This is a genomic window from Mycobacterium colombiense (genome assembly GCF_001672755.1).
Classification (GTDB): Bacteria; Actinomycetota; Actinomycetes; order Mycobacteriales; family Mycobacteriaceae; genus Mycobacterium; species Mycobacterium colombiense_C.
Genome location: NZ_LZKI01000115.1, coordinates 150,993 through 171,089, shown reverse-complemented (window position 1 = coordinate 171,089; position 20,097 = coordinate 150,993). Strand labels below are relative to the sequence as shown.

General features: G+C 66.0%; 21 protein-coding genes and 1 pseudogene. 8 read left to right on the top strand and 14 right to left on the bottom strand.

Annotated features, from left to right (window positions below; genetic code table 11):
• Window positions 1-121: 121 nt before the first annotated feature.
• Both A5708_RS16105 and A5708_RS16100 read left to right on the top strand, forming a co-directional pair.
• Window positions 122-1,480, top strand: a complete 1,359-nt coding sequence (locus tag A5708_RS16105) for a WS/DGAT/MGAT family O-acyltransferase (RefSeq protein ID WP_065029566.1) — start codon at window positions 122-124, stop codon at window positions 1,478-1,480.
• A gap of 167 nt (window positions 1,481-1,647) precedes the next feature.
• Window positions 1,648-2,865 (top strand): cytochrome P450, encoded by a 1,218-nt coding sequence (locus A5708_RS16100; protein ID WP_065029565.1) that lies wholly within the window; start codon window positions 1,648-1,650, stop codon window positions 2,863-2,865.
• On the opposite strand, the gene A5708_RS16095 is transcribed toward A5708_RS16100, so the two are convergent.
• A complete protein-coding gene (locus tag A5708_RS16095) occupies window positions 2,854-3,342 on the bottom strand; it encodes an ATP-binding protein (protein ID WP_065029564.1) in 489 nt (162 codons plus the stop codon). The two genes, A5708_RS16100 and A5708_RS16095, sit on opposite strands and share 12 nt — an antisense overlap.
• An 89-nt stretch (window positions 3,343-3,431) precedes the next feature.
• Window positions 3,432-4,385, bottom strand: a complete 954-nt coding sequence (locus A5708_RS16090) for a 2-hydroxyacid dehydrogenase (protein ID WP_419538333.1) — start codon at window positions 4,383-4,385, stop codon at window positions 3,432-3,434.
• A 293-nt stretch (window positions 4,386-4,678) separates the two neighbouring features.
• Between A5708_RS16090 and A5708_RS16085 the strand changes: the two genes are divergently transcribed.
• A complete protein-coding gene (locus tag A5708_RS16085; protein WP_065029563.1) occupies window positions 4,679-5,536 on the top strand; it encodes an LLM class F420-dependent oxidoreductase in 858 nt (285 codons plus the stop codon).
• Window positions 5,537-5,549: 13 nt separating this feature from the next.
• On the opposite strand, the gene A5708_RS16080 is transcribed toward A5708_RS16085, so the two are convergent.
• Window positions 5,550-7,133: a SulP family inorganic anion transporter gene (locus A5708_RS16080; RefSeq protein ID WP_065029562.1), complete on the bottom strand. Its 1,584-nt coding sequence runs from the start codon at window positions 7,131-7,133 to the stop codon at window positions 5,550-5,552.
• Between the two features lie 291 nt (window positions 7,134-7,424).
• Window positions 7,425-7,847, bottom strand: coding sequence for a nitroreductase family deazaflavin-dependent oxidoreductase (locus tag A5708_RS16075; RefSeq protein ID WP_065029561.1), 423 nt, complete (start codon window positions 7,845-7,847; stop codon window positions 7,425-7,427).
• Between the two features lie 151 nt (window positions 7,848-7,998).
• Between A5708_RS16075 and A5708_RS16070 the strand changes: the two genes are divergently transcribed.
• Both A5708_RS16070 and A5708_RS16065 read left to right on the top strand, forming a co-directional pair.
• Window positions 7,999-8,904: a class I SAM-dependent methyltransferase gene (locus A5708_RS16070; protein ID WP_231117931.1), complete on the top strand. Its 906-nt coding sequence runs from the start codon at window positions 7,999-8,001 to the stop codon at window positions 8,902-8,904.
• 130 nt (window positions 8,905-9,034) lie between these two features.
• Entirely contained in the window at window positions 9,035-9,724 is a 690-nt protein-coding gene (locus A5708_RS16065) for a class I SAM-dependent methyltransferase (RefSeq protein ID WP_065029560.1), read from the top strand.
• 24 nt (window positions 9,725-9,748) lie between these two features.
• Here A5708_RS16065 and A5708_RS16060 read toward each other — a convergent pair whose 3' ends face one another.
• From A5708_RS16060 to A5708_RS16050, 3 genes are read right to left on the bottom strand one after another with little or no spacing between them, the layout of a single operon-like run.
• On the bottom strand, window positions 9,749-11,428 hold the full coding sequence (locus A5708_RS16060) for a PPE family protein (protein WP_196772655.1): 1,680 nt from the start codon (window positions 11,426-11,428) through the stop codon (window positions 9,749-9,751).
• A 2-nt stretch (window positions 11,429-11,430) separates the two neighbouring features.
• Complete coding sequence (locus tag A5708_RS16055; RefSeq protein ID WP_065029559.1) at window positions 11,431-11,736, bottom strand: PE family protein; 306 nt, start codon at window positions 11,734-11,736, stop codon at window positions 11,431-11,433.
• Window positions 11,733-12,314 carry a hypothetical protein gene (locus tag A5708_RS16050; RefSeq protein ID WP_065029558.1) on the bottom strand — a complete coding sequence of 194 codons (582 nt, stop codon included), beginning with the start codon at window positions 12,312-12,314 and terminating at the stop codon, window positions 11,733-11,735. The genes A5708_RS16055 and A5708_RS16050 overlap by 4 nt, the downstream gene beginning before the upstream one ends.
• A gap of 71 nt (window positions 12,315-12,385) precedes the next feature.
• On the opposite strand from A5708_RS16050, the gene A5708_RS16045 reads away from it, so the two are divergent.
• The 3 genes from A5708_RS16045 (at window position 12,386) to A5708_RS27255 (ending at window position 13,877) form a co-directional block, all read left to right on the top strand.
• Window positions 12,386-12,811, top strand: a complete 426-nt coding sequence (locus A5708_RS16045) for a hypothetical protein (protein ID WP_065029557.1) — start codon at window positions 12,386-12,388, stop codon at window positions 12,809-12,811.
• A complete protein-coding gene (locus A5708_RS16040; protein ID WP_065029556.1) occupies window positions 12,808-13,596 on the top strand; it encodes a hypothetical protein in 789 nt (262 codons plus the stop codon). Before A5708_RS16045 ends, A5708_RS16040 begins: the two co-directional genes overlap by 4 nt.
• 113 nt (window positions 13,597-13,709) lie before the next feature.
• The gene (locus A5708_RS27255; RefSeq protein ID WP_170880089.1) at window positions 13,710-13,877 is read left to right on the top strand and encodes a hypothetical protein; all 168 of its coding nucleotides are present in this window, start codon (window positions 13,710-13,712) and stop codon (window positions 13,875-13,877) included.
• Window positions 13,878-13,932: 55 nt separating this feature from the next.
• On the opposite strand, the pseudogene A5708_RS16035 reads toward A5708_RS27255, so the two are convergent.
• From A5708_RS16035 to A5708_RS16005, 7 genes and pseudogenes are all read right to left on the bottom strand, one after another.
• Window positions 13,933-14,279 (bottom strand): annotated as a pseudogene (locus tag A5708_RS16035) (hypothetical protein).
• A gap of 9 nt (window positions 14,280-14,288) precedes the next feature.
• A complete protein-coding gene (locus A5708_RS16030) occupies window positions 14,289-14,513 on the bottom strand; it encodes a hypothetical protein (protein WP_064878624.1) in 225 nt (74 codons plus the stop codon).
• Window positions 14,514-14,795: 282 nt separating this feature from the next.
• Window positions 14,796-16,058 (bottom strand): TetR/AcrR family transcriptional regulator, encoded by a 1,263-nt coding sequence (locus A5708_RS16025; RefSeq protein WP_065029554.1) that lies wholly within the window; start codon window positions 16,056-16,058, stop codon window positions 14,796-14,798.
• A gap of 129 nt (window positions 16,059-16,187) precedes the next feature.
• On the bottom strand, window positions 16,188-16,973 hold the full coding sequence (locus A5708_RS16020; protein ID WP_065029553.1) for a mannan-binding family protein: 786 nt from the start codon (window positions 16,971-16,973) through the stop codon (window positions 16,188-16,190).
• A 12-nt stretch (window positions 16,974-16,985) separates the two neighbouring features.
• Window positions 16,986-17,582 carry an Mce protein gene (locus A5708_RS16015; RefSeq protein WP_065029552.1) on the bottom strand — a complete coding sequence of 199 codons (597 nt, stop codon included), beginning with the start codon at window positions 17,580-17,582 and terminating at the stop codon, window positions 16,986-16,988.
• 35 nt (window positions 17,583-17,617) lie between these two features.
• Window positions 17,618-18,868: an MlaD family protein gene (locus A5708_RS16010; protein WP_065029601.1), complete on the bottom strand. Its 1,251-nt coding sequence runs from the start codon at window positions 18,866-18,868 to the stop codon at window positions 17,618-17,620.
• Entirely contained in the window at window positions 18,865-20,097 is a 1,233-nt protein-coding gene (locus A5708_RS16005) for an MlaD family protein (protein ID WP_065029602.1), read from the bottom strand. The genes A5708_RS16010 and A5708_RS16005 overlap by 4 nt, the downstream gene beginning before the upstream one ends.

Here is a 20,097-nt window from a genome sequence, read left to right as displayed (position 1 = left end):
GCAAGCGCTCTGAGCGACTGCGGGTCCGAATGCTCATTCGCGATTAGCAATCGCTCTGCGCGGCTAATACGAAAGGGGCATGCGCTGGACGGACGGCGCAGCGGACGGAATGGGAACGACTATGGAACCGATATCACCGACGGACGCGTTGTTCCTCATCGGCGAGTCGCGCGAACATCCGATGCACGTGGGCTCGCTGCAGCTCTTCGAGCCGCCGGAAGACGCCGGCCCTCACTTCGTCCGCGAGGCGTATCACGCGATGCTCGAGCAAACGGACATCCAGCCGTCCTTCCGTAAGCACCCGGCCTTCTTCGGCGGCCTCACCAATGTCGCGTGGTCCTTCGACAAAGACGTCGAGCTCGACTATCACCTGCGCCGGTCGGCTCTTCCCGAACCCGGACGAGTCCGGGACCTGCTCGAGTTGGCGTCCCGGCTGCACGGCAGCCTGCTCGATCGGCATCGTCCGATGTGGGAGGCGCATCTCGTCGAAGGCCTGCAGGACGGGCGGTATGCGGTCTACACGAAGTATCACCACTCCCTCATGGATGGTGTCTCGGCGCTGCGCCTGGTGCAGCGCGCCTTCACGTCCGATCCGCACGACGACGAGGTGCGGGTGCCGTGGAGCCTGGGGCCACGTAAGCGCAGCGGGCGGCGGCACCAACCGTCCCTCTTCGACCGGGTCGGCCGCACCGCGGGCTCGGCACTCGCCTTGGCGCCGTCCACGCTCAAACTCGCGCGCGCCGCGCTGCTCGAACAACAACTGACCCTGCCGTTCCGGGCGCCCCGTTCGATGTTCAATGTGCGGATCGGCGGTGCCCGCCGGGTTGCGGCCCAGTCCTACTCGCTGGAGCGGATCAAGGCGATCAAGGCCGCCACCGGCACGACGATCAACGACGTCATCCTCGCCATGTCCGCCGGCGCTTTACGCGCCTACCTCCTCGATCAGAATGCCCTTCCGGACGCGCCCCTGACCGCCATGGTCCCGGTGAATCTGCGTAAGGATGACGATGACCGCGGCGGGAACAACGTCGGGACCTTCCTGTGCAACCTCGCAACCGACCTCGACGACCCGGCGAAGCGACTGGAGACCATCAGCGCGTCCATCCGCGAGACCAAAGAGGTGTTCTGGCAGCTGCCTCCGGTTCAGCAGCTGGCCCTGTCCGCCTTCAACATTGGGGGACTGTTCTTCGGTCTGATCCCCGGCTACCTGTCCGCGGGCTCACCGCCGTTCAACATCGTCATCTCGAACGTTTCGACCGGCAACTCCGACCACTTGTATTGGCGTGGAGCGCGATTGGACGGGAACTATCCGCTGTCGATCCCACTCGACGGCCAGGCGGTCAACATCACCGTCACCAACAACGCGGACAACCTCGACTTCGGTCTGGTCGGCTGCCGTCGCAGCGTCCCACACCTGCAGCGGATGCTCGGCCACCTGGAGGCGGCCATGAAGGATCTGGAACTCATCGCGGGCATCTGAGATGCGTTGCATCGCTTGACCCCTCACCGGGCGTGTGAGCCCGTCGATGCGGCGCCCCGCCGACGGCCGGCTCGGACACCGAGCGTGCCGAAACCTTTTGTGGGGAATACCACAGTTCCTACTGTAAGGTCCACGGTAACTCAGCGCAGGCGGGAGAAGGGTGAACCGTGGCAAGCACCATCGATACGCGCAACCAATTGCGGCCCGACATTGACCTGACCGACGGGGCCTTCTACGCGGGCGATTCGCGGCCGGTCTATCAATGGATGCGCGAGAACGAACCGGTCTTTCGGGACCGCAATGGCCTGGCGGCCGCGGCGAGCTACCAGGCGGTGATCGACGCCGAGCGTGCGCCGGAGTTGTTCTCCAACGCCGGAGGTATCCGGCCGGACCAGGACGCGCCCCCGATGATGATCGCAATGGATGACCCTACGCATCTGCTGCGACGCAAGCTGGTCAACGCGGGCTTCACCCGCAAACGCGTCAAGGACAGGGAGCACGCGATCGGCGCGCTGTGCGATGCACTCATCGACAACGTCTGCGAACGGGGCGAGTGCGATTTCGTCTGGGACCTCGCCGCTCCGCTGCCCATGGCAGTGATCGGTGACATGCTCGGGGTGCTTCCGGAGGAGCGCCAGATGTTCCTTCGCTGGTCCGACGACATGGTGACCTTGCTCAGCAGCACGACCGCAGAGGAGGATTTCCAGGTCTCGGTCGATGCGTTCGCCGCTTACACCGAATACATGACTGGCATGATCGCGGCGCGCAAGGCGAATCCGACCGACGACCTGGTCAGCGTGTTGGTGCACGCGGAGGTGGACGGCGAAAAGCTTGCCGACCACGAGATCGTCACCGAGGTGTTGCTACTCCTGATCGGCGGCGACGAGACCACTCGCCACACGCTGTCCGGCGGTACCGCGCAGATACTGCGGCACCCGCAACAGCACCAGCAGCTCGTCGATGACGTGGCGCTGCTACCCAACGCGATCGAGGAGATGCTGCGGTGGACCGCCCCGGTCAAGAACATGGCCCGCACCATGACCGCCGACCTGGAGTTTCACGGTGCAGAGCTCAAGCAGGGCGAGAAGATCATCCTGCTGTTCGAATCGGCGAACTTCGACGAGGCGGTGTTCGGAGATCCGGAAAACTTCCGCATCGACCGATACCCCAACAATCATCTGGCCTTCGGGTTCGGAACCCACTTCTGTCTGGGCAATCAGCTGGCGCGCCTGGAGCTGTCGATGATGCTCGGACGCCTGCTGAAACGACTGCCGGATATGCGGCTGGCGTCGGGGGATCCGCTGCCGCTGCGCCCGGCGAACTTTGTCAGCGGTCTGGAAAATATGCCGGTCAAGTTCACGCCATCGGCGCGATCAGGCGCTTGACCCAGGCGGTTCCGGGGCTTCGACGTGGTGATGGCCGGCGGCCTCCGCGTCGGTCGCGTAATCCAAATAGACGCTGGTGCCGTTGGGACGGGCATGGATGGTGCAGTGGTCGGCGAGGCCGTGCATCAGCATGATGCCGCGCGACGCGTGGGGGTCGCTGGAGTGCCTGGACGAAGGCTTTCGCCAGTTTCCGCGGTCGCTGACGCACACCCGGATCGATTCGGCGTCGGGATCGTAGCTGGCCTGAAGTTTCATGGCGCCGACCTGGCGATGCGAGCGGTAGGCGTGCTCAACACAATTCGCCAGCGCCTCGTTGACGCCCAGGACGACGTCCTCACGAATTTCTTCTGGCACGCGGACCTCTTGCTGCAGCCACCGTTGCAGCGCCCGCCGCCACTCCGCCGCCGTATCGGGGCGGGCTGTGCCGGCAAGCGTCAGCCGTACCGGCGTGGCAGTCTCCGACAGTAGTGGACTCATGAAAGCCGCATACCCAGATGCGGATGGGGCAATAACCTTCAGCGAGTATCGCTTAGGCCACAGATGAATAGCCGTCGCGAATCACCTGCTCAGGGCGCCGAGTCGCGGTCAAACAGGTCCTGACGGCGCGGCGGCAGGACGGGTGTGACCAATTCACCGGTTTCGAGGTAGCTGTCGAGATTACGGATCGCCAGCAGCGCCATGGCCCGCCGGGTCCGTGCGGTGGCGCTGCCGATATGCGGGAGAAGCACCACGTTGTCCAGGTCGAACAATTCGGCCGGTACCTGCGGTTCTTCGGCGAAGACGTCCAGGCCCGCGCCCGCCAGTTCCCCGGCGGCCAGCAATTCCACCAGCGCGTCCTGGTCGACGACGCTGCCCCGCGCGATGTTGATCAGGTATCCCTCGGGACCCAAGGCCTGCAGCACCGCACGGTCGACCAGCTTGTGCGTGTCGGCGTCGCCCGTGGTGGCGATCACCAGGACGTCGACCGACTCGGCGAGCTCCATGGGCGACTCGGCATAGCGGAAGTGTGATCCCTGGATGCGGTGGCGGTTGTGATAGGCGATGGCGCAGTCGAATCCGAGCAGCCGGGTCGCGATCGCCGACCCGATCCGGCCGAGTCCCAGAATGCCGACCTGCAGGCCACTGACATCTCTGGCGTAGGGAAACGCACCGTCGCGCGCCCATCGACCGGCGCGCACGTACCGGTCGGCGGCACCGAACCGGCGCAGAGTCATCAGGATCAGGCCCACTGCCGTGTCGGCGACCGTGTCCGACAGCACATCGGGAGTGTTGCTCACGCCGATGCCGCGGCGTTTCGCCGCACCCAAATCGATCAGATCCACTCCGGCCCCGTTGTTGACGATGGCCTCCAGGTTGGGCAGCGCCGCGATGGTGGCGGCATCGACGCCGGGCGATCCCGATGTCACCAGCACGCGCACACCGGCGCCGTGCTCGGTGAGGAATTGCGTTCGCGCAGGTCCGTCGGGCAGCTTCGGAATCTCGTAGCGCGCAGCCAACTCTTGTTCGAACGTCGGCTCCATCTCGCCGACTCTCAACACCCCGCTGACCCTGTTCGCCGTCACGACTACATCATCCTGGATGCCGATACGGACTCGGTCATCCGGCGACGGAATATCCCGCCGACGGCCATGGTTGATCAGCGCGGCGGTGTCGGCCATTCCCCCGGGTACCACACCAGAACCGTCGCCTCGAGCGACCACTTGCGCCAGAGGTGAGAAGACGACACCGCCCCCAGAACATTTGCCGTGCCGATTGGTCGCTGCGCCTTTCGTCACACGGGAAGTAAACCTGACGCGGCATGGTTGCACACCCAATGCGCATTGGAGTCGTCTTCCCGCAAACCGAGCTCGGCCCGGACCCCGCCATCCTCCGCACCTACGGTCAGCGCGTCGAGGAACTGGGGTTCACTCACATCCTCGCCTACGACCACGTCGTCGGCGCCGACCCGACGGTGCATCACGGCTTCCAGGGTCCCTATGACATCGACTCGACCTTTCATGAGCCGTTCGTCATGCTGGGCTATCTGGCCGCGGTCACCTCGCTGGAACTCGTCACCGGGGTGATCATCTTGCCGCAACGCCAAACGGTGCTGGCGGCCAAGCAGGCCGCCGAGGTCGATCTGCTCACCGGGGGCCGCTTCAGATTCGGAATCGGATTGGGGTGGAACGCCGTTGAGTACGAGGCCCTCGGAGAGTCGTTCACCAACCGCGGCAGGCGCTCCGAGGAACAGGTCGAGGTGATGCGCAAGCTGTGGACCGAGCGGTCGGTCACCTACAACGGCAAATACCACACGGTGACCGCGGCCGGCCTGGCCCCGCTGCCCACCCAGCGCCCGATACCGGTGTGGTTCGGTGCGGCCTCCGACCGCGCGTACGAGCGTGCCGGTCGCCTGGGCGACGGATGGTTTCCGATGCTGGAGCCCGGCCCCGGACTCGACCATGCCCTCGAGCAGGTGAACCGCGCGGCCGAAGTGGCCGGCCGCGACCCGAAGAGCCTCGGAATGGAAGCCCGGGTCAGCTGGACCGAAGACCGCGACAAGCTCGCCGCCACCATCGCCGCATGGAAAGCCGCGGGCGCCAGCCATCTTTCGGTGAACACCATGAAGGCCGGTTTCGCGAGTGTCGACGAACACCTCGCCGTTCTGGAGCAGGTCGCCGCCGACCTGAAGTAGCCGCGCCGACCGGTTACTTGGCCCCGGACGCGGACAACTCCTCGACCAGGCTCAGGTGGACGTTACGGCGGTTGGCCTTCGATGACTTCCCGCCGGCGCCAACGGAATCCATGAGCCCACTGGTGGCCAGGGCTTCGGAGTCCCCTGTGTCCATCGTGTCGCGAACCTGGACCTGTCCGCCGGTAGCACAGTGCCGGCGTTGCCAGTCGCTGATCGCCTGGTGCGCCGCGTGATCGAGATAACTCGTGAGCAGATGGATGGTGACCGACGTGCGTTCGGGCACGGACGCCAAGACTCCGGTCAACCGGGGCAGCGCCAGGAAGGTGCACGCTCCCTCAACGACGACGTGCCACCCGTCACCAACCGGCTCGGCCTCGATCCTGGCTCGCACCACCCGCCATCCGGTCACGGCGACGGCCAACGCCAGGCCGATCATGACGCCGTGCAGCAGGTTGAGGAACACGACGCAAACCACGGTCACTAAGTAGACGGCGAGATCGCCGTTGCGCAAAGCGGTTTCGATGTGTGCGGGCTTCAACAGCTCGATGCCGATGACGATGAGCAGGCCGGCAAGCGCGGCGGTGGGGATCTTTTCGACGAGTCCCGCGAACGGTACGGCGAACAGCAGTATCCAGACGCCGTGCATGATCGTCGAGGCGCGCGTCTTGGCGCCGGCATTCACGTTGGCGGCGCTGCGCACGATCACACCCGCGATGGGAAGCCCGCCGATGGCACCCGACGCGATGTTCGCCGCACCCTGCCCGATCAGCTCGCGGTTGAAGTCGGTTCGCGCGCCGGTGTGCATGCGGTCGATCGATACCGCGGTCAGCAGGCTCTGCACGCTGGTGATCAAGGTGACGGTGATGACGGCGACGACGACAGCTCCCCAATTCCCATGCGGCACCGAAGGCAGGCGCAGCGCATCGAGCACTGAGCCGTCCAGCACGATGCGGGATACGTTGAACGGGAGGATCACCGAAATGGCCGTGACTACCACGATCGCGACGAGCGGGCCTGGAACTTTGGCCACCCGGGCCGGAACCCAGCGCCAGGCAACCAGAATAGCGATCACGAGGAGACCCAGGACCAGCCCCGGCCGGTGCGCACCCATAATCTGTGCGGGCAGTCCGGTGACATTGCTCCAGGCCGAGCTCTTCGAGGAGCCGCCCAGCAGCACGTGGACTTGTTGTAACGCAATCGTGATGCCGATGCCGGCCAGCATCGCATGTACCACCACAGGTGATATCGCCAGGGCGGCGCGGGCAATGCGGCTGAACCCCAACAGGACTTGCAAAAGCCCGGCGATCACGGTGATGAAACATGTGATCGCCCAGCCGAACTGGGACACCAATTCGGCGACGACAACGGTCAGCCCGGCCGCCGGGCCACTGACCTGTAACGGCGATCCACCTATCCACCCACCGACGACTCCCCCGACAATCGCTGCAATCAGGCCGGCGAGAACCGGCGCGTCCGAAGCGATCGCGATCCCGAGCGACAACGGCAGCGCCACCAGGAAGACGACCAACGAGGCCGGCAGGTCATATTGCAGGACCTCACGCAGCCGGTCGAGCCGAGAAGGAGGGCCGTCCTCCATGCAGTGCGGTTCTGGCTGTTTCACGTGCGTCACTGGCCCTCCCCTGAATTGGTCATCGGCGGTGGGCTTTTCGAGATCCACCCGGTCACGGCAGAGCAATCGTTGCGTAACACCGCGCAGCGCAGGCGATTACAGCTATCTGAACATCATTGTTCGGCGGGACATGCCTGGCCTATGCGTTCGAAGGTAGGTGGGCGGGACACAAGGGGTCAACCGGACGAGCCGGGTGCATATCGAATGCAAATTTTTTCGGCACCCGGTGCCAACGGCCCGCCACGGGATCGAAAGCGGCTACTCCAGGACGAAAACGGGGATCTGCCGCGCCGTCTTCGTCTTGTATTCCGCGTACGGCGGAAACGCCTCAACGGCCCGCTGCCACCACTCCTCGCGCTCGGCGCCCTGGAGTTCGCGGGCCGTCAACGCGACAACCTTGTCCCCGTCTTGCAGCGTCACCGCCGGATTCGTCTTCAGGTTGAAGTACCAAACCGGATGCTCCGGCGCGCCGCCGTGCGACGCGACAATGACGTAGCGGCCATCCTTCTCGACCCGCATCAACGGGACATAGCGCTGCTTGCCGGACTTCGCCCCGGTGACGGTCAGCAGAACGATCGGCCGATCGAAGACCTCGACTCCATCGGTTGTGCCTTGACTCAGAATTCGTTCGGTCTGGTCGCGCACCCAACCCCGCGGGCTCAATTCGATTTCGTCAGCCATACCCATAGCGAACACCCGAGCCCTAACGCTGCATTCCCGGGGCTCGCCCGCGCGGCCGGCGCCGCTTGGACCGGTGGCCCGCGCGCCAAGGAGTACAGTCGAGGAGTCGCTTAAATACGCTAACTAAATGCGCGCAGGACGCGGAGAGGAGATGGGCGTGGCCCGCACCGAGAACGACACATGGGATCTGGCGTCCAGCGTCGGGGCCACCGCAACGGCAGTCGCCGCACAGCGGGCGATTGCCTCCCAGGGCCCGGAGCCCTTGCTGAATGACCCCTGGGCCGATCCGCTGGTCCGCGCGGTTGGCAGCGATGTCTTCATCAAGCTCCTCGACAACCAGCTTGACCGCAGCGACGATCCACTGCTGAACCGCCAGGCCGTGAAGGAGCAGATCGCGGTGCGCACCCGGTTCTTCGACGACTTCTTCGTGCGGGCGACAGAATCGGGTGTCCAGCAGGCCGTCATTTTGGCGTCCGGCTTGGACACCCGGGCCTACCGGCTGCCCTGGCCGGCGGGCACCGTCGTGTACGAGATCGACCAGCCTGAGGTGATCGAATTCAAGACGCGCACCCTGGCCGATCTGGGCGCCACACCCACCGCTGAGCGCCGCACCGTGTCGATCGACCTGCGCGACGACTGGCCGTCGGCCCTCGTGGCGGCCGGGTTCGACGCCCACAAGCCAACCGCGTGGAGCGCCGAGGGACTCCTGGTTTACCTGCCGCCCGAGGCGCAAGACCGGTTGTTCGACAACATCGTCGCCGTTTCGGCGCCGGGCAGCCGGATCGCCACCGAACACATGGACCTGCGCGACATCCCCTCGGACTGGGCCCAGAAGCTGACCGAGCGGTCTCAGCGCATCGGCTCCAACATCAATCTGGCCGAGTTGTTCTACACCGGCGACCGCAATCCCGCCGGCGAATACCTGGCCGCACGCGGGTGGCGGATCGATATTCGGACGACCGAGCAGGCTTTCGCCGCCCAGGGATTTGCGGTACCCGAGGACGAGTTGGCCTCGTTCGGCCAAGCGTCCGGCTACCTGACCGCAACCCTCACGTAGGAGCAACGCTAACCCCAGGCTGGGCTAGCGGCGCGTCAATTTGTCCCGGTAACCAGCTGCGATCCGGCGCGCCGGTGCCCTATATATCAGCTTCATTGACATATATCAGGGTCGTTGATATAAACGGGTCATGACGCAACCCACTCAAGAGATGTTCGAATCCGCCTACCGGGGTGAGGCTCCCGAGATGGGCGAGGGCAACCGGCCGCCGTGGAGCATCGGTGAGCCGCAGCCAGAGATCGCGGCCCTCATCGAGGACGGCAAATTCCACGGCGACGTGCTCGATGCCGGTTGCGGCGAGGCGGCGGTGTCGCTGTATCTCGCCGAGCGCGGCTTCACCACGGTGGGTCTGGACCAGTCACCCACCGCCATCGCGCTGGCCACCGAGAAAGCCGCCCGACGGGGACTTACCAGTGCCACCTTCGCCGTTGCGGATATCAGCGCCTTCACCGGTTACGACGGCCGCTTCGGAACCATCGTCGACAGCACCCTGTTCCACTCGATGCCCGTTGAATTGCGTGATGGCTATCAGCAGTCGATCGTGCGGGCCGCGGCGCCGGGCGCCTCGTACTTCGTGCTCGTCTTCGATCGCGCCGCGATGCCGGTCGACGGCCCAGTCAATGCGGTCACCGAGCCCGAGTTGCGCGAGGTGGTCTCGAAGTACTGGGTGATCGACGAGATCCGGCCGGCCCGCATCCACGCCAACGTGCCTGAGAGTTTCCTGGCGGGCTTCGAAGCCTTCGCCGGTGCCGACATTCGCGACGAGGAGAACGGTCGCAAGTCCGTGGGCGCCTGGTTACTGTCCGCGCACCTCGGCTGACCGCGCCACAGAGGGCGGCTCAGCCTACGGGCCGTCCCAGCTCTCCGGCAGCATCGGTATGCGGGCGCCGTCACCGGACTCGTTGCCGGCCAACGTGTTCAGGCCCGAAGCGCGGACGTCCGGTTTGGACAACGTGCCGGTGAAGCCGTGTATCGAGCCGCCGGAGTCCGAGGGCAGATACCGATTCGGCACTGCCGACGCGACCGCGGCTGCGTCGTCGTCGGCCTCGATGAATTCGTAGCGGTATCCGGGGTCGACGACCGATCGCGGACGCCGGCGGGAGCGGCCCTGCTCCTGCTCGCCCACCGCGATGCCGGCCGCAGATGCTGCCGGCTGCCGGGCGGCTAGCGCGCTTCCGGCCCGGGTTTGCGCCTTCGCTTCCATGCCAAGGCCGACGCTGCCCACCATGTAGCCGAAGCCCTCGGCTCCGGTCGCCGGGGCCGGAGGTATGGGCGGAGTCGTCGGCGGAGCAATCGCGGCGGCCGCGGGTGCAGGCGTCGAGGCCACCGATGTCGCCGGTGCCACCGGGCTGGTCGGGGCCATCGGAGCCATCGCCGGAGCGGCCGACACCACCGGCGGTTGCACGCCGACCGCGGCGGGTTGCGGCATGGCAGCGGGAGCGGGAACGCTCGCCGGTGCGGCCAAGCCGGCCAACCCCGCCAGTCCCGCCAGACCGGCCAGCCCTCCCAGGCTGGTGATGGACAGGCTCAAGCCGACCTGTAGCAGCAGCGGCAACTCTTGGAGGATGAACCGCAGGGTCCGGATGGTCCAGTTGATGATGCGGTAGGTCTGCCACGCGATGAAATAGTTGATCAGCGCCGGGAACTGGGACGGGTTGAGCAGACCCGAAAGATTCTGCTGGAGCCAGGCCACGGCCTGAGCGTTGCCGTTGAAGAAGTTCCCTAGATTCTGCAGGTACTCCGACGGACTCCAGTTCGGCTGGCCCTGGCCGGGGATCTGCTCGCCGTCGGGCCCGAACAGCATTTCCCAGATCTCTTCGGGGGTGGGCAGCTGGAAGGAACCCGTACCGCCGCCGCCACCCGCACCGGTGCCTCCGCCGGTGCCGCTTCCCGCTCCGGTGCCGGTCCCCGTGCCGGTCCCGGTACCCGTGCCAGTTCCGGTTCCAGTTCCGGTCCCGGTGCCCGCCCCCGTTCCGGACCCGCTGCCGCTGCCGGCCTTACCTCCGGTTCCCGACCCGGCGACGCTGCTCATCTGCACGGCGTCGGTCGTCGCCTGGTAGGTGGTCATGGTGGTGGCCGCCTGAGCCCACATCCGCGCGTAGTCGGCCTCGTTGACCGCGATCGGAATCGTGTTGACCCCAAAGAAATTCGTCGCCACCAAGGCCGCGTGGGTCGCATGATTGGCGGCCAGTTCCGGCAGCGTCGGCATCGCGGCCAGCGCGGCGGTGTATGCGCTGGCCACCCCTTGATGTTGGGCGGCCGCCTCGGCGCTCAACGCGCCCGCCAGCTGTAGCCACGCCAGGTATGGCATGTGCGCGGCGACGTACCTGTCGGCGGTCGGGCCGTCCCAGACGGGGACGGACCCGCTCAACACGGCCGTCAATTCGGTTGCCGCCGAATCATATTGGGTGCTCAACGATGTCCAGGTAGCTGCGGCCGCCAGCAGCGGGCCGGGCCCCGGGCCGCTGCTCAGCAGCGTCGAGTGCACTTCTGGCGGAAAGGCCATCCACACCGGCGCGGTCATCGTCAGCCTGCACCCAGGTAGCTGGACGCGGCCGCCGCATCACCGGCAACGTAGTTGACGCCGGCCAGACTCACCCCCAACCCGGCCCGACCCAGGACTTCGACACCTTTGGCCGCCGCGGCCGAATGCTGGCCGCCGCGCTCGCTGAACACGGCGGCGGCGGCCAGGGATACGGGGTCGGCCGCAGGCGGAACCACCACCGAAACCACCGGGGCCGCGGCCGCATGCGCTGCCGCCAGTTGAGCGGTGATCGCGTCGACCGCCGCGCTCGTCGCGGCCAGGCCCTCGGGAAGAACTCGTAGCGTCATAGCGGCCGCTCCTTGTATCGGCTTCCGTCACAAAATGCGCCGGCGCGAACTGACGGCGGCCGACCCAGACCGAGTGCCACCACCCAGGCGAGCAGGCCGGCTGCAAACCCGAAAACCAGATGCCAGCCCGCCCGCTCGAGCATCCCGTTCGATGCCCACGCCGAGAGGTTGGCTCCGGAGTGCCACGAAAGCACCGAACCGGCAAGCGCGACAAGGTGAATGGGCGCGGCAGCGACCGCGAGCAACCACCGGCGCACCCGCACAACGGGAAGAATTGCCACGGCATACAGCAACACGGCGGCCGCCAGATAGCGACAGCTCCACAACGGATCGCTCAACCCGTGCACCGGCAACGCCGCAATCCATGACGCCGCGCCGACCGCCAGCACCGTCTCGCGCCGTGCCGTCGCCAGCGCAACCGCCACCAGCATGGTCAGCCAGATCAACCCACGGTGTCCCGGCAGACCCAGCGGAATCCTGACGTCGGTGGAGACCACGATGACGGCGACCGCCAGCAGTGGGAAAACCACCTCCCGAATGCCACTCAGCCGGGCCGCCGGGCGCTGCATCACGGTCATCGGGGAATCATAAGTCGCCAGGACCTACACTCATCCTTATTTACGGCGTATTCACAGGATGGGATCCGTAAATGCGCAGCAATGGGGCTTTGGCTCGGGCGATTGCGGTCTTGGTCATGAGTGGCGGTCTCGTCGCATGCGGCGGGTCGGAGAACGGGCTACAACTCGTCGTGCAGGAGAACCACCAAGTGCTGCAACGATTCGCCATTTCGCAGCTTCAGCAGCTCCCTCAGGTCGAGGTCGCGACGCCGCAATCACACGGCGCGCAGGTCCAGAAGGGACCCAGCGTGCGTTCGATCCTCGAGGCCGCGGGCGCGACCGGCGTCAACAAGGTGCGGGTGGAAGGCCGCGACCCGGCCCAAATCCTGACGGCGGCCGAGCTCGATGATCAGACCATTCTCGGCTTCACCAAACGCAACACCCTCAAGCTCACCGGCACAAAACTCGGCCGTGAGCAGTGGGTTCGCGATGTCACCGACCTGGTGGTCAACCCGTGACGGGCCGTACCGCGCTGGCCGACGTGGACCTGCTGATCGGGATCGACGACACCGACAACCCGTATACCCCCGGCACGGGTCGGCGAGCCCGGGCCCTACTCCACGAGCTGCAAGCGGCGGGCCTCGGCTCCCCCGCGGGCGCCACGCGTCATCAGCTGCTCGTCGACGACCGGATCCCGTATACGTCCCACAACTCGAGCGCGTGCCTGGCCTGGCGAAGCCCCAACGGCGATCCTCACGCGGTGCGGACCGGGATCGTCGAACTCGCCGGGCAATTCTTGGAACGGGTATGCCCTCCCGATGCCGACCCCGGACTTGCCGTCGTCGTTCCCGGCGAACTCGCCGGCGGCGCGCCGCGACTGATCGACTTCGGGCGGCGCGCCAAGCGAGAAGTGTTGCATCTGAACGAAGCTCGCGAACTCGCGCCGGCACTCGGTGTGCATCTGTCCGGACACGGCGGTACCCGCGGGGGCATGACCGGCGCGCTCGCGGCGGTCGGACTGCACCTGTCCGGCAACGACGGGCTGTTCATCACCTTGCCCGGCATCCGCAAACTGCCCGATCAGGCCACCGTGGAGACGGTTTTCGCCATGGCACCCATCGACCTCGCCCGCGACGCCATGCACCGCCAGCCCCGCTCCGGCGAGGTGATCGAACTGGGCGACTGGGTGCGCCCTGTGCTGCTCGACGGGCTGGCCGTATTGCTACTCGAACCGCCCCGCCGGCAGGAGAACGGCAGCAGAACATGGCGAACGGCGCCGCGGGCGGTGGTCAAGCAATATTGACTTCCCCGGCGCCGTGAGCAGCGCGGTCGGCACCGTCAAGATTGGCCGGGTTTCGAGGGCCGTCATTCGGGAGATCCTGCATAGAGCAGTACAGACGTTCAGAGGAGATCTCGGTGGATCAGCAAGTCAACTTCGACCCGCCCGCTGCACCCGAAGACGCCCGGAAGGCAACCGAGGAACAGCGCAAGCTGCAGGAGCAACTCGATCACCAGGACGAAGATCCAGACGGCCCGGGATTGCACCAATCTCGGCACGACCTTCCCGACGAGAGCACGCGGTAAGTCAGCGAAAGATCATTATTCGCAAGGTATTTGTCCGCGTTTAGGCGTCACGGCCTCAGGATGGGGGCTGTGCTGCGGACTAGATGACCCCGGCTGCCGGCGGTCATGGGCGAGCACCGCTGCTGCCTCCCAGGTCAGCGCCATCCCGCCCAGGACCGCTGTCGGGATGGCCCACAGTCGTCGCACCATCAACGCGCTACCACATTGGTTAACGTAGTTGCCGCCCGCCGGACCGACCGCGCTTGACGCCTGGTTCAGCTCCGCCGTAAAGCCGTTGCCGCACTTGACTTGCCAGCCGAATTGATCGTAGGCGTCGATGAACACCGGAAGGTACAGCGCGAACAGCCCCCCGGCCAGGAACACCACGGCAGCGGAGACGATGAGCGGCCCGCGGTTGGCCATACGAGCCCCCTAGGTCATGCACACGTTGGCGAAAAGCAGCACCGGCCACGACACGATCGAGCCGAGGAACGACACCACCAGATCGGCGCCGTGCATGTCGTGCAGGTGCTGGGTGTGGGTGCTCGACCAGATCACGCCGACGATCAGGTACGGGGTTCCGAGCAGTATTGCCAGGCCCAGCAGTTCGGCGATGGTCAATTGATACTCCAGGAGTGTGCGAATCCTGGCGAGCATGGGCATGCCTTTCGCGCAGGCGCTGCCGGGTTCGAAGCCGGCCCACCCGTAGTGTGAGCACCGCAAGCCCCGGCGCGCGGATTAGACGCATCTATGTTAATGCCGGTTCGCTCGATTCGGTAGTGCCGTCCCCCGATCGGCAGCGCTCAGAAACCGTGGTCCATTACGGAGATACGGTGCCGGAACACGACGTTCGGCCGCACCGGGCGGTCCGGCGAGCCGAATGTTCAACTAGCAAGTGGAGATTCGTTCTTCGACTGAGGATCGTCAACCGAAGCCCTGTCAACGCCGCTGCCGGCCGCCCCGGGGCGCGCTACGGGCACCTGCGGCCGGTCGCCCCAGCACCGTGACCTCCATCAGGCGGCGCACCGTGAGGCCGGCGGCAGCGCTGGTGTCGGGGTAAACCAGTCGCCCGATGTCCACCGCGAGGGCGAACGCGGCGTGGACGGCATATCGGGCGCGGCCGAGCGTGAGCTCCGGGCTGGCCGCGACGGCGAGGCTGGCCCAGGATTCGACGGTGGAGCGCTGAATGTTGTAGAGCAGCACCGCGTCTGTGTCGGGCAGGTTGTGCCGCTCGGTGTAGTACACGCAGGCCAGTTCGGGGTTGGCGAAGGACCGGGTGACGTAGGCCTCGATGAGTTGCGCGAGAGCCTGTTCCGGGTCGGCGTTGGTGGCCAGGATGCTGGACAGGTCACCGGAGAGCTGGTCGGCGGCGCGCCGGTAGTAGACCGCCAAAATGGCGGCCTTCCCCGGAAAGTATTGATAGATGCTGGCGACTGGTATGCCGACCGCCGCGGCGATGTCTTCCATTCCGGTTTCGCGATAGCCGCGCTCGTTGAACAGGCGCATCGATTCGTGCAAGAGAAGTTCATAACTTCCGGCGGCGCTGGTCAGCGTCGATGACCGCGGCTGCTCGGATCCGCGACCGCGGTGGCCCGGCAATTCGGCTTGCAACACCGCGGTGGCGATATCGGCCAGCGCCGCGCGGATCTCGGCATTACCCAGGCGGGACCGGTGGTCGGTGATGCTGCCGATGACACTGAGGGTGGCCGCCGACAAGATCCAGCGTTGCCGCGACGTCAATTTCGGCCGCAGCCTCATCAGCGGACGCTGCAGGCGGCGGTTGATCAGTTTGATCTGTTCGGCCAGAGCGCGCTGATCGTCGCCCTGCAGGTAGCGGCCCTCCCACCGATACAGTCCGCCGGCGGTGCGGTTGACGATCGTGGTGTCGATCAGCGCATCCGTGAGCGCAATGAGTTGTTCTTCGGGATCGCCATCGGCGGGCAAAGCGTCCGCAAAGGCCGTGGCGTCGACGAGTTGCTGCCCCAGCGCCAGGAAGACGTCACGGAAAAGGTCGTATTTGCCCTGGGAGTGGCGGTACAGCGCGGCCGCGGAGATTCCCACCCGCGCCGCGATGTTCTCCATGCTCACCGCGTGATAGCCCAACTCGCTGAACGCGTCGGTGGCGGCGCGGGCGATCTGGACCTTGCGGTCCTTCGGGCGCCGCTTTACCTGATCTGCGGACGAGCGGCTAGCCGACGGCATACAGATCACCGTAGCCGCAGCGACGGCTGTCCGGGCGATCGGTAGACGACCGGAATCGCGCAGTCGGCGAGCCGACCACGCACGACTGGACGCAGCGTTGTGCCCGAGGTCATCAGACGTCTATCCCCGTTACGCTCCGCCGAATTCCGGACGCAGTACCGCGCTGAGTGCGCTGAGCGGAATGTGCGGCTCCACGGCGCCTCCGTCCATCGACCACTGCTGGGACTGCCCGTACTGGATGGGAGAGTCGTGGCCGACCGGATAATCCGGCATGTACAGGATCAGCTCGTCGGGCGTGAGCGCCCATGCTTTATAGCCGCCCGAGAACACCTTGTCCGGTGTCCAGCGATCGACGGTGAACGGATACGTGCCCGGGTTGTGCTGCCAGGCGGCGCGGTCGAGTGCCTCTTGGATGAACGGCTCGGCCAGCGGCGGAATGGCGGTCAGCGGATCGACATCCGGCTTGGTGATGTCGGCCAGCTGTAACCGCCTGCCACCCGCCATATCGAAGGTGAACGTGCGATACGCGTTGTTGAACGCCGGACCGTCGGCGTGGTAGTCCTCGTGGAAGGCAACGCTGAGTGCGCGCCCATGGGGGAACACCTGATAGTTCTCCTCACCCCAACTGTCCTGGACCATTGCAGCGCCCTTGGTGCGCCAGTTGTTCATCAGGTTGCGCAGGTATTCGCGGATGGGCGGCCCGCTGGTGGGGTTCTCGACCAGATCACCGGGCAGCGCTAACTTGATGTCGCGAACGGCCTTTCGCTCGGATAACACCGAGGTGTGGCAGTACTGCCCGTCCCAATCGCCGCCGAGATCGCCGCAGAACGACTGCGCCGACGCCGATGTCACCGGTGCGCTCAACACCGCCGTCGTCACCGCTGCTACAGCGATCGAGAGCCGGATCATCCGCATAATCGAAATGTCCTAAGGTAATTCGACTTTGCTGGCCAGCCAGCGGCCACCGACGTCTTCCATCGTGACCTTCATCCGGCTTCGGTCGACCCGGCCGTCAGGACGCACCGCGTTGCTGACGGTCTGGTCCACCATCAGCAACACCACCACCTTGTTCTTCGTCTGCGATTGGATCGCAGAGGCGACCACCGTTCCGTGCGCCGCGGCCTTATTGTCGATGAGCAACTGCCGAAGCTGCGCACTGGCTTTGGTGTAGGTGTCCTTGAATTCCCCTGTGGCTCCATCAAGTACGGCGGAGAAGTTCTGGTCGACCTGGTTGGAATCGATGCTCGTCAGCACCTGGGCATAGTTGACCGCGGTCCGCTCGGCGGCCTGCCCGGCCTGGCTCACCGTGTGCTCGTCCCATAGCTTCCAGCCCAGCCCCCCGGCCAGGCCGACCGCTCCCACGTAGACGGCGACGACGAGCGCGATCCGGGCGTAGCGTTTCCACGGCCGGGCAACGCCTTTCGCGATGTGTTCGTCGGCGCCGACGGGCGCCTCCTGCCCGTCATCGGGCGGCTTCTCAATGTCGTCGCTCGCGCTGCAATCCTGGTCGGCGGTGATCGTCACGGTGGCGCCTCCTTGCGGTGTCGATGCTCGTGGGTTTAGTGGGGCGGCTCTATCGGCAGCACCGGTCCGCCGTACGGCGTCGGAATGGTGAAGCGCCCCTTCGGGGTTGGATCGGCGGTTCGGCCGAGGTCGGCGCCGGGCGGCGGGCCCGCGGTGTCGTCACCGCCCGGTCGGGGCGCATTCTTGGCTCCCCGGACCAATACCTGGGGGTCGTCGTCTCGGCAGTAGGTGTATAGGAAGGGTTCGGGGTAGTCCGCCGATGACGACGGCCGCCGCGGGGTGCCGTAGTCGCATGTGTAACGCGGGTAGATGTCGGCGGTTGCCCACAGTCCATGCTCGTGCATGGTGGTCATCAGGGCCTCGAGTGTGGAGCCGCGATAGTCGGGGAAGACGGCGTTCAACGCCGGGACTCGTAGGTAGATGATCCGTGCGGTGGTCACCAGGTTGGCCAGTAGCCCGACCATGGTGTCGGAGTTGTCGTCGAACAGGTTGTCCACTTTGGACAGGGCGTGCCGGGTCTGATCGACGAATTTGCGGTAGCCACGGTCCATTTTGTTGACGCCGGTCATGAGATCGCCGACGTTGCGCGACGTCGCACCGAGGCCGGCATTCTTGTCGGAGAGCGTGGTCAGCACCACCCGGCTGGTCTTGAGCATGCTCACCGTCTGCGGCAGTACCGGGTCGATTGTCGACAGCAGGAAGGTGGAGCCGTCGATGATGTCGGTCAGCTTCTGCGGACCCTCCTTGCTCAAACTCAGTTCCCTTTTAACGATTTCGAGCTTCTTCGGGTCGGTTTGGGCCAGCAGCCCGTCGGCGTCGGCGAGCACTTGTGAGAGCGGGATGGGTGTGGCGGCGTGTTGTGGGCCGATCACGCTGCCGTTCGACAGGAACGGGCCGGTATTGGATGCGGGCTCGAAATCGATGTACTGCTCGCCGGCCGGAGACAACCCGGACACTCGTACCGGGCTGGCGGCGGGGATCTTGGTATTGGCATTGATATTGGCGACGACCTCGACGCCGGTGGGTGTGGGCCGCAGCGATTGGATCCGCCCGACCCGGATCCCGCGGACCGATACGTCTTGATTGGCCAGCAGCCCACCGGATTCGGGTAGCCGGATCGTGACCCGGTAGGTCGATTCCAGGGGATTGATCCGTAGCGCCCCGAGCGCCAGGTAGGTCACGCCGACCACCAGGGTCAGCACCAGCGCGAGCCCGGACAGCCAGGCGCGCCGCCGGTGGCCGGCCCTGACCACACCGACGATGAGTCCGCCGATGGTGTCGATCATCGCGGTGGTTCCGGGATCATCGGGTCGAGCGGCGCCTCGCCGGCGGGCGCGGGAGGAAGCGGCGGACCGACCGGCGTCCACGGGCTTTGGCCCATCGGTGTTTGGGGCCCGCGGCCCACGACCCGCTCTTGCAGGCGCCACAGGACGTATTTGATCGAGCCGATCATGTAGTTCCAGTCGCGGCGCATAGGCCCGTGAAAAGCCGGATCGCCCTTGAATCCCCCGGTTTCCGCCCCGGTACCCGGTCGCGATCCCATGACCAGGCGATCGAAGCTACCGCGCACCGAAATCGCGTCGCTGGGAGTGGCTTTCACGAACGGGGGAATCAGCCGGTTGAGGCCGGCGAGGCTGGTGTCGGGGCTCAGCACGACGTCATTCCATGCGGCGGCGATGGTGTTGGCGTCCTTGATGACGCTGCGGCCGGTCTTGTCGGTCCCGGCGATCGACGGGAATTTCGACAGCTGATGCGTCGTGGCGCCGAGCTCGCCGACCACGTCGGCTATTTCGTCGGCGTTGCTGGACAACACGTTCGTCGCCGGCCCGATGGCTTGCAGAACGTCGGTGATCGCTTGGTTCTTCTGGTCCAGCCGGTCGGCCAGGCCGGCCGTCTCGGTCACAGCGGCGTCGATCTGGTCCGAGCGCGAATTGAGTTTGCCCAGAAGTAGATTGGTTCGGTTGATCAGGTCTCCGAAGGCGCGTCCCTGGTCGCCGGTCGCCTTGCCGGCGCCGTTGACGATGTTGGTGAAATTTCGGACCGAGCCTCCGTTGACCAGCAGCGCGGCCGAGCTCAGCACGCTCTCCACGGTGGCGGCGGCGCGGGTGGCCGGCAGGCCGATGGTGTCGCCGCTCTTCAGTAGCGGCGCGCCGGGGTCCATCGGAGCCGGGGGCTTGATCGCGACGAACACGTCGCCGAGCGGTGTCGCCGACCGCAGCTCGGCGGTGCTACCGACCGGGACGCGGACACCGTCCATGATTCGCAGCGTCGTCACCGCGGTGTAGTTGCGTGCGACCATCGATTCGAGCTCTCCGACATCGGCGCCGGCGAGTTTGACCTTCGCGTGGGCCGGCAGGTTCAGCGCGTTGGAGAAGACGGCGTTGAGCAGGTATCCGCCGTTGCCGATGCCCGGTGCCGGCAGCGGCAGGCTGGACAGCCCATTGGTGGCGCAACCGGAGCTGACCATGACCGCGCTGAGCGCCACCGCCAACGCTTTGTGCTTAGCCGCAGTCAT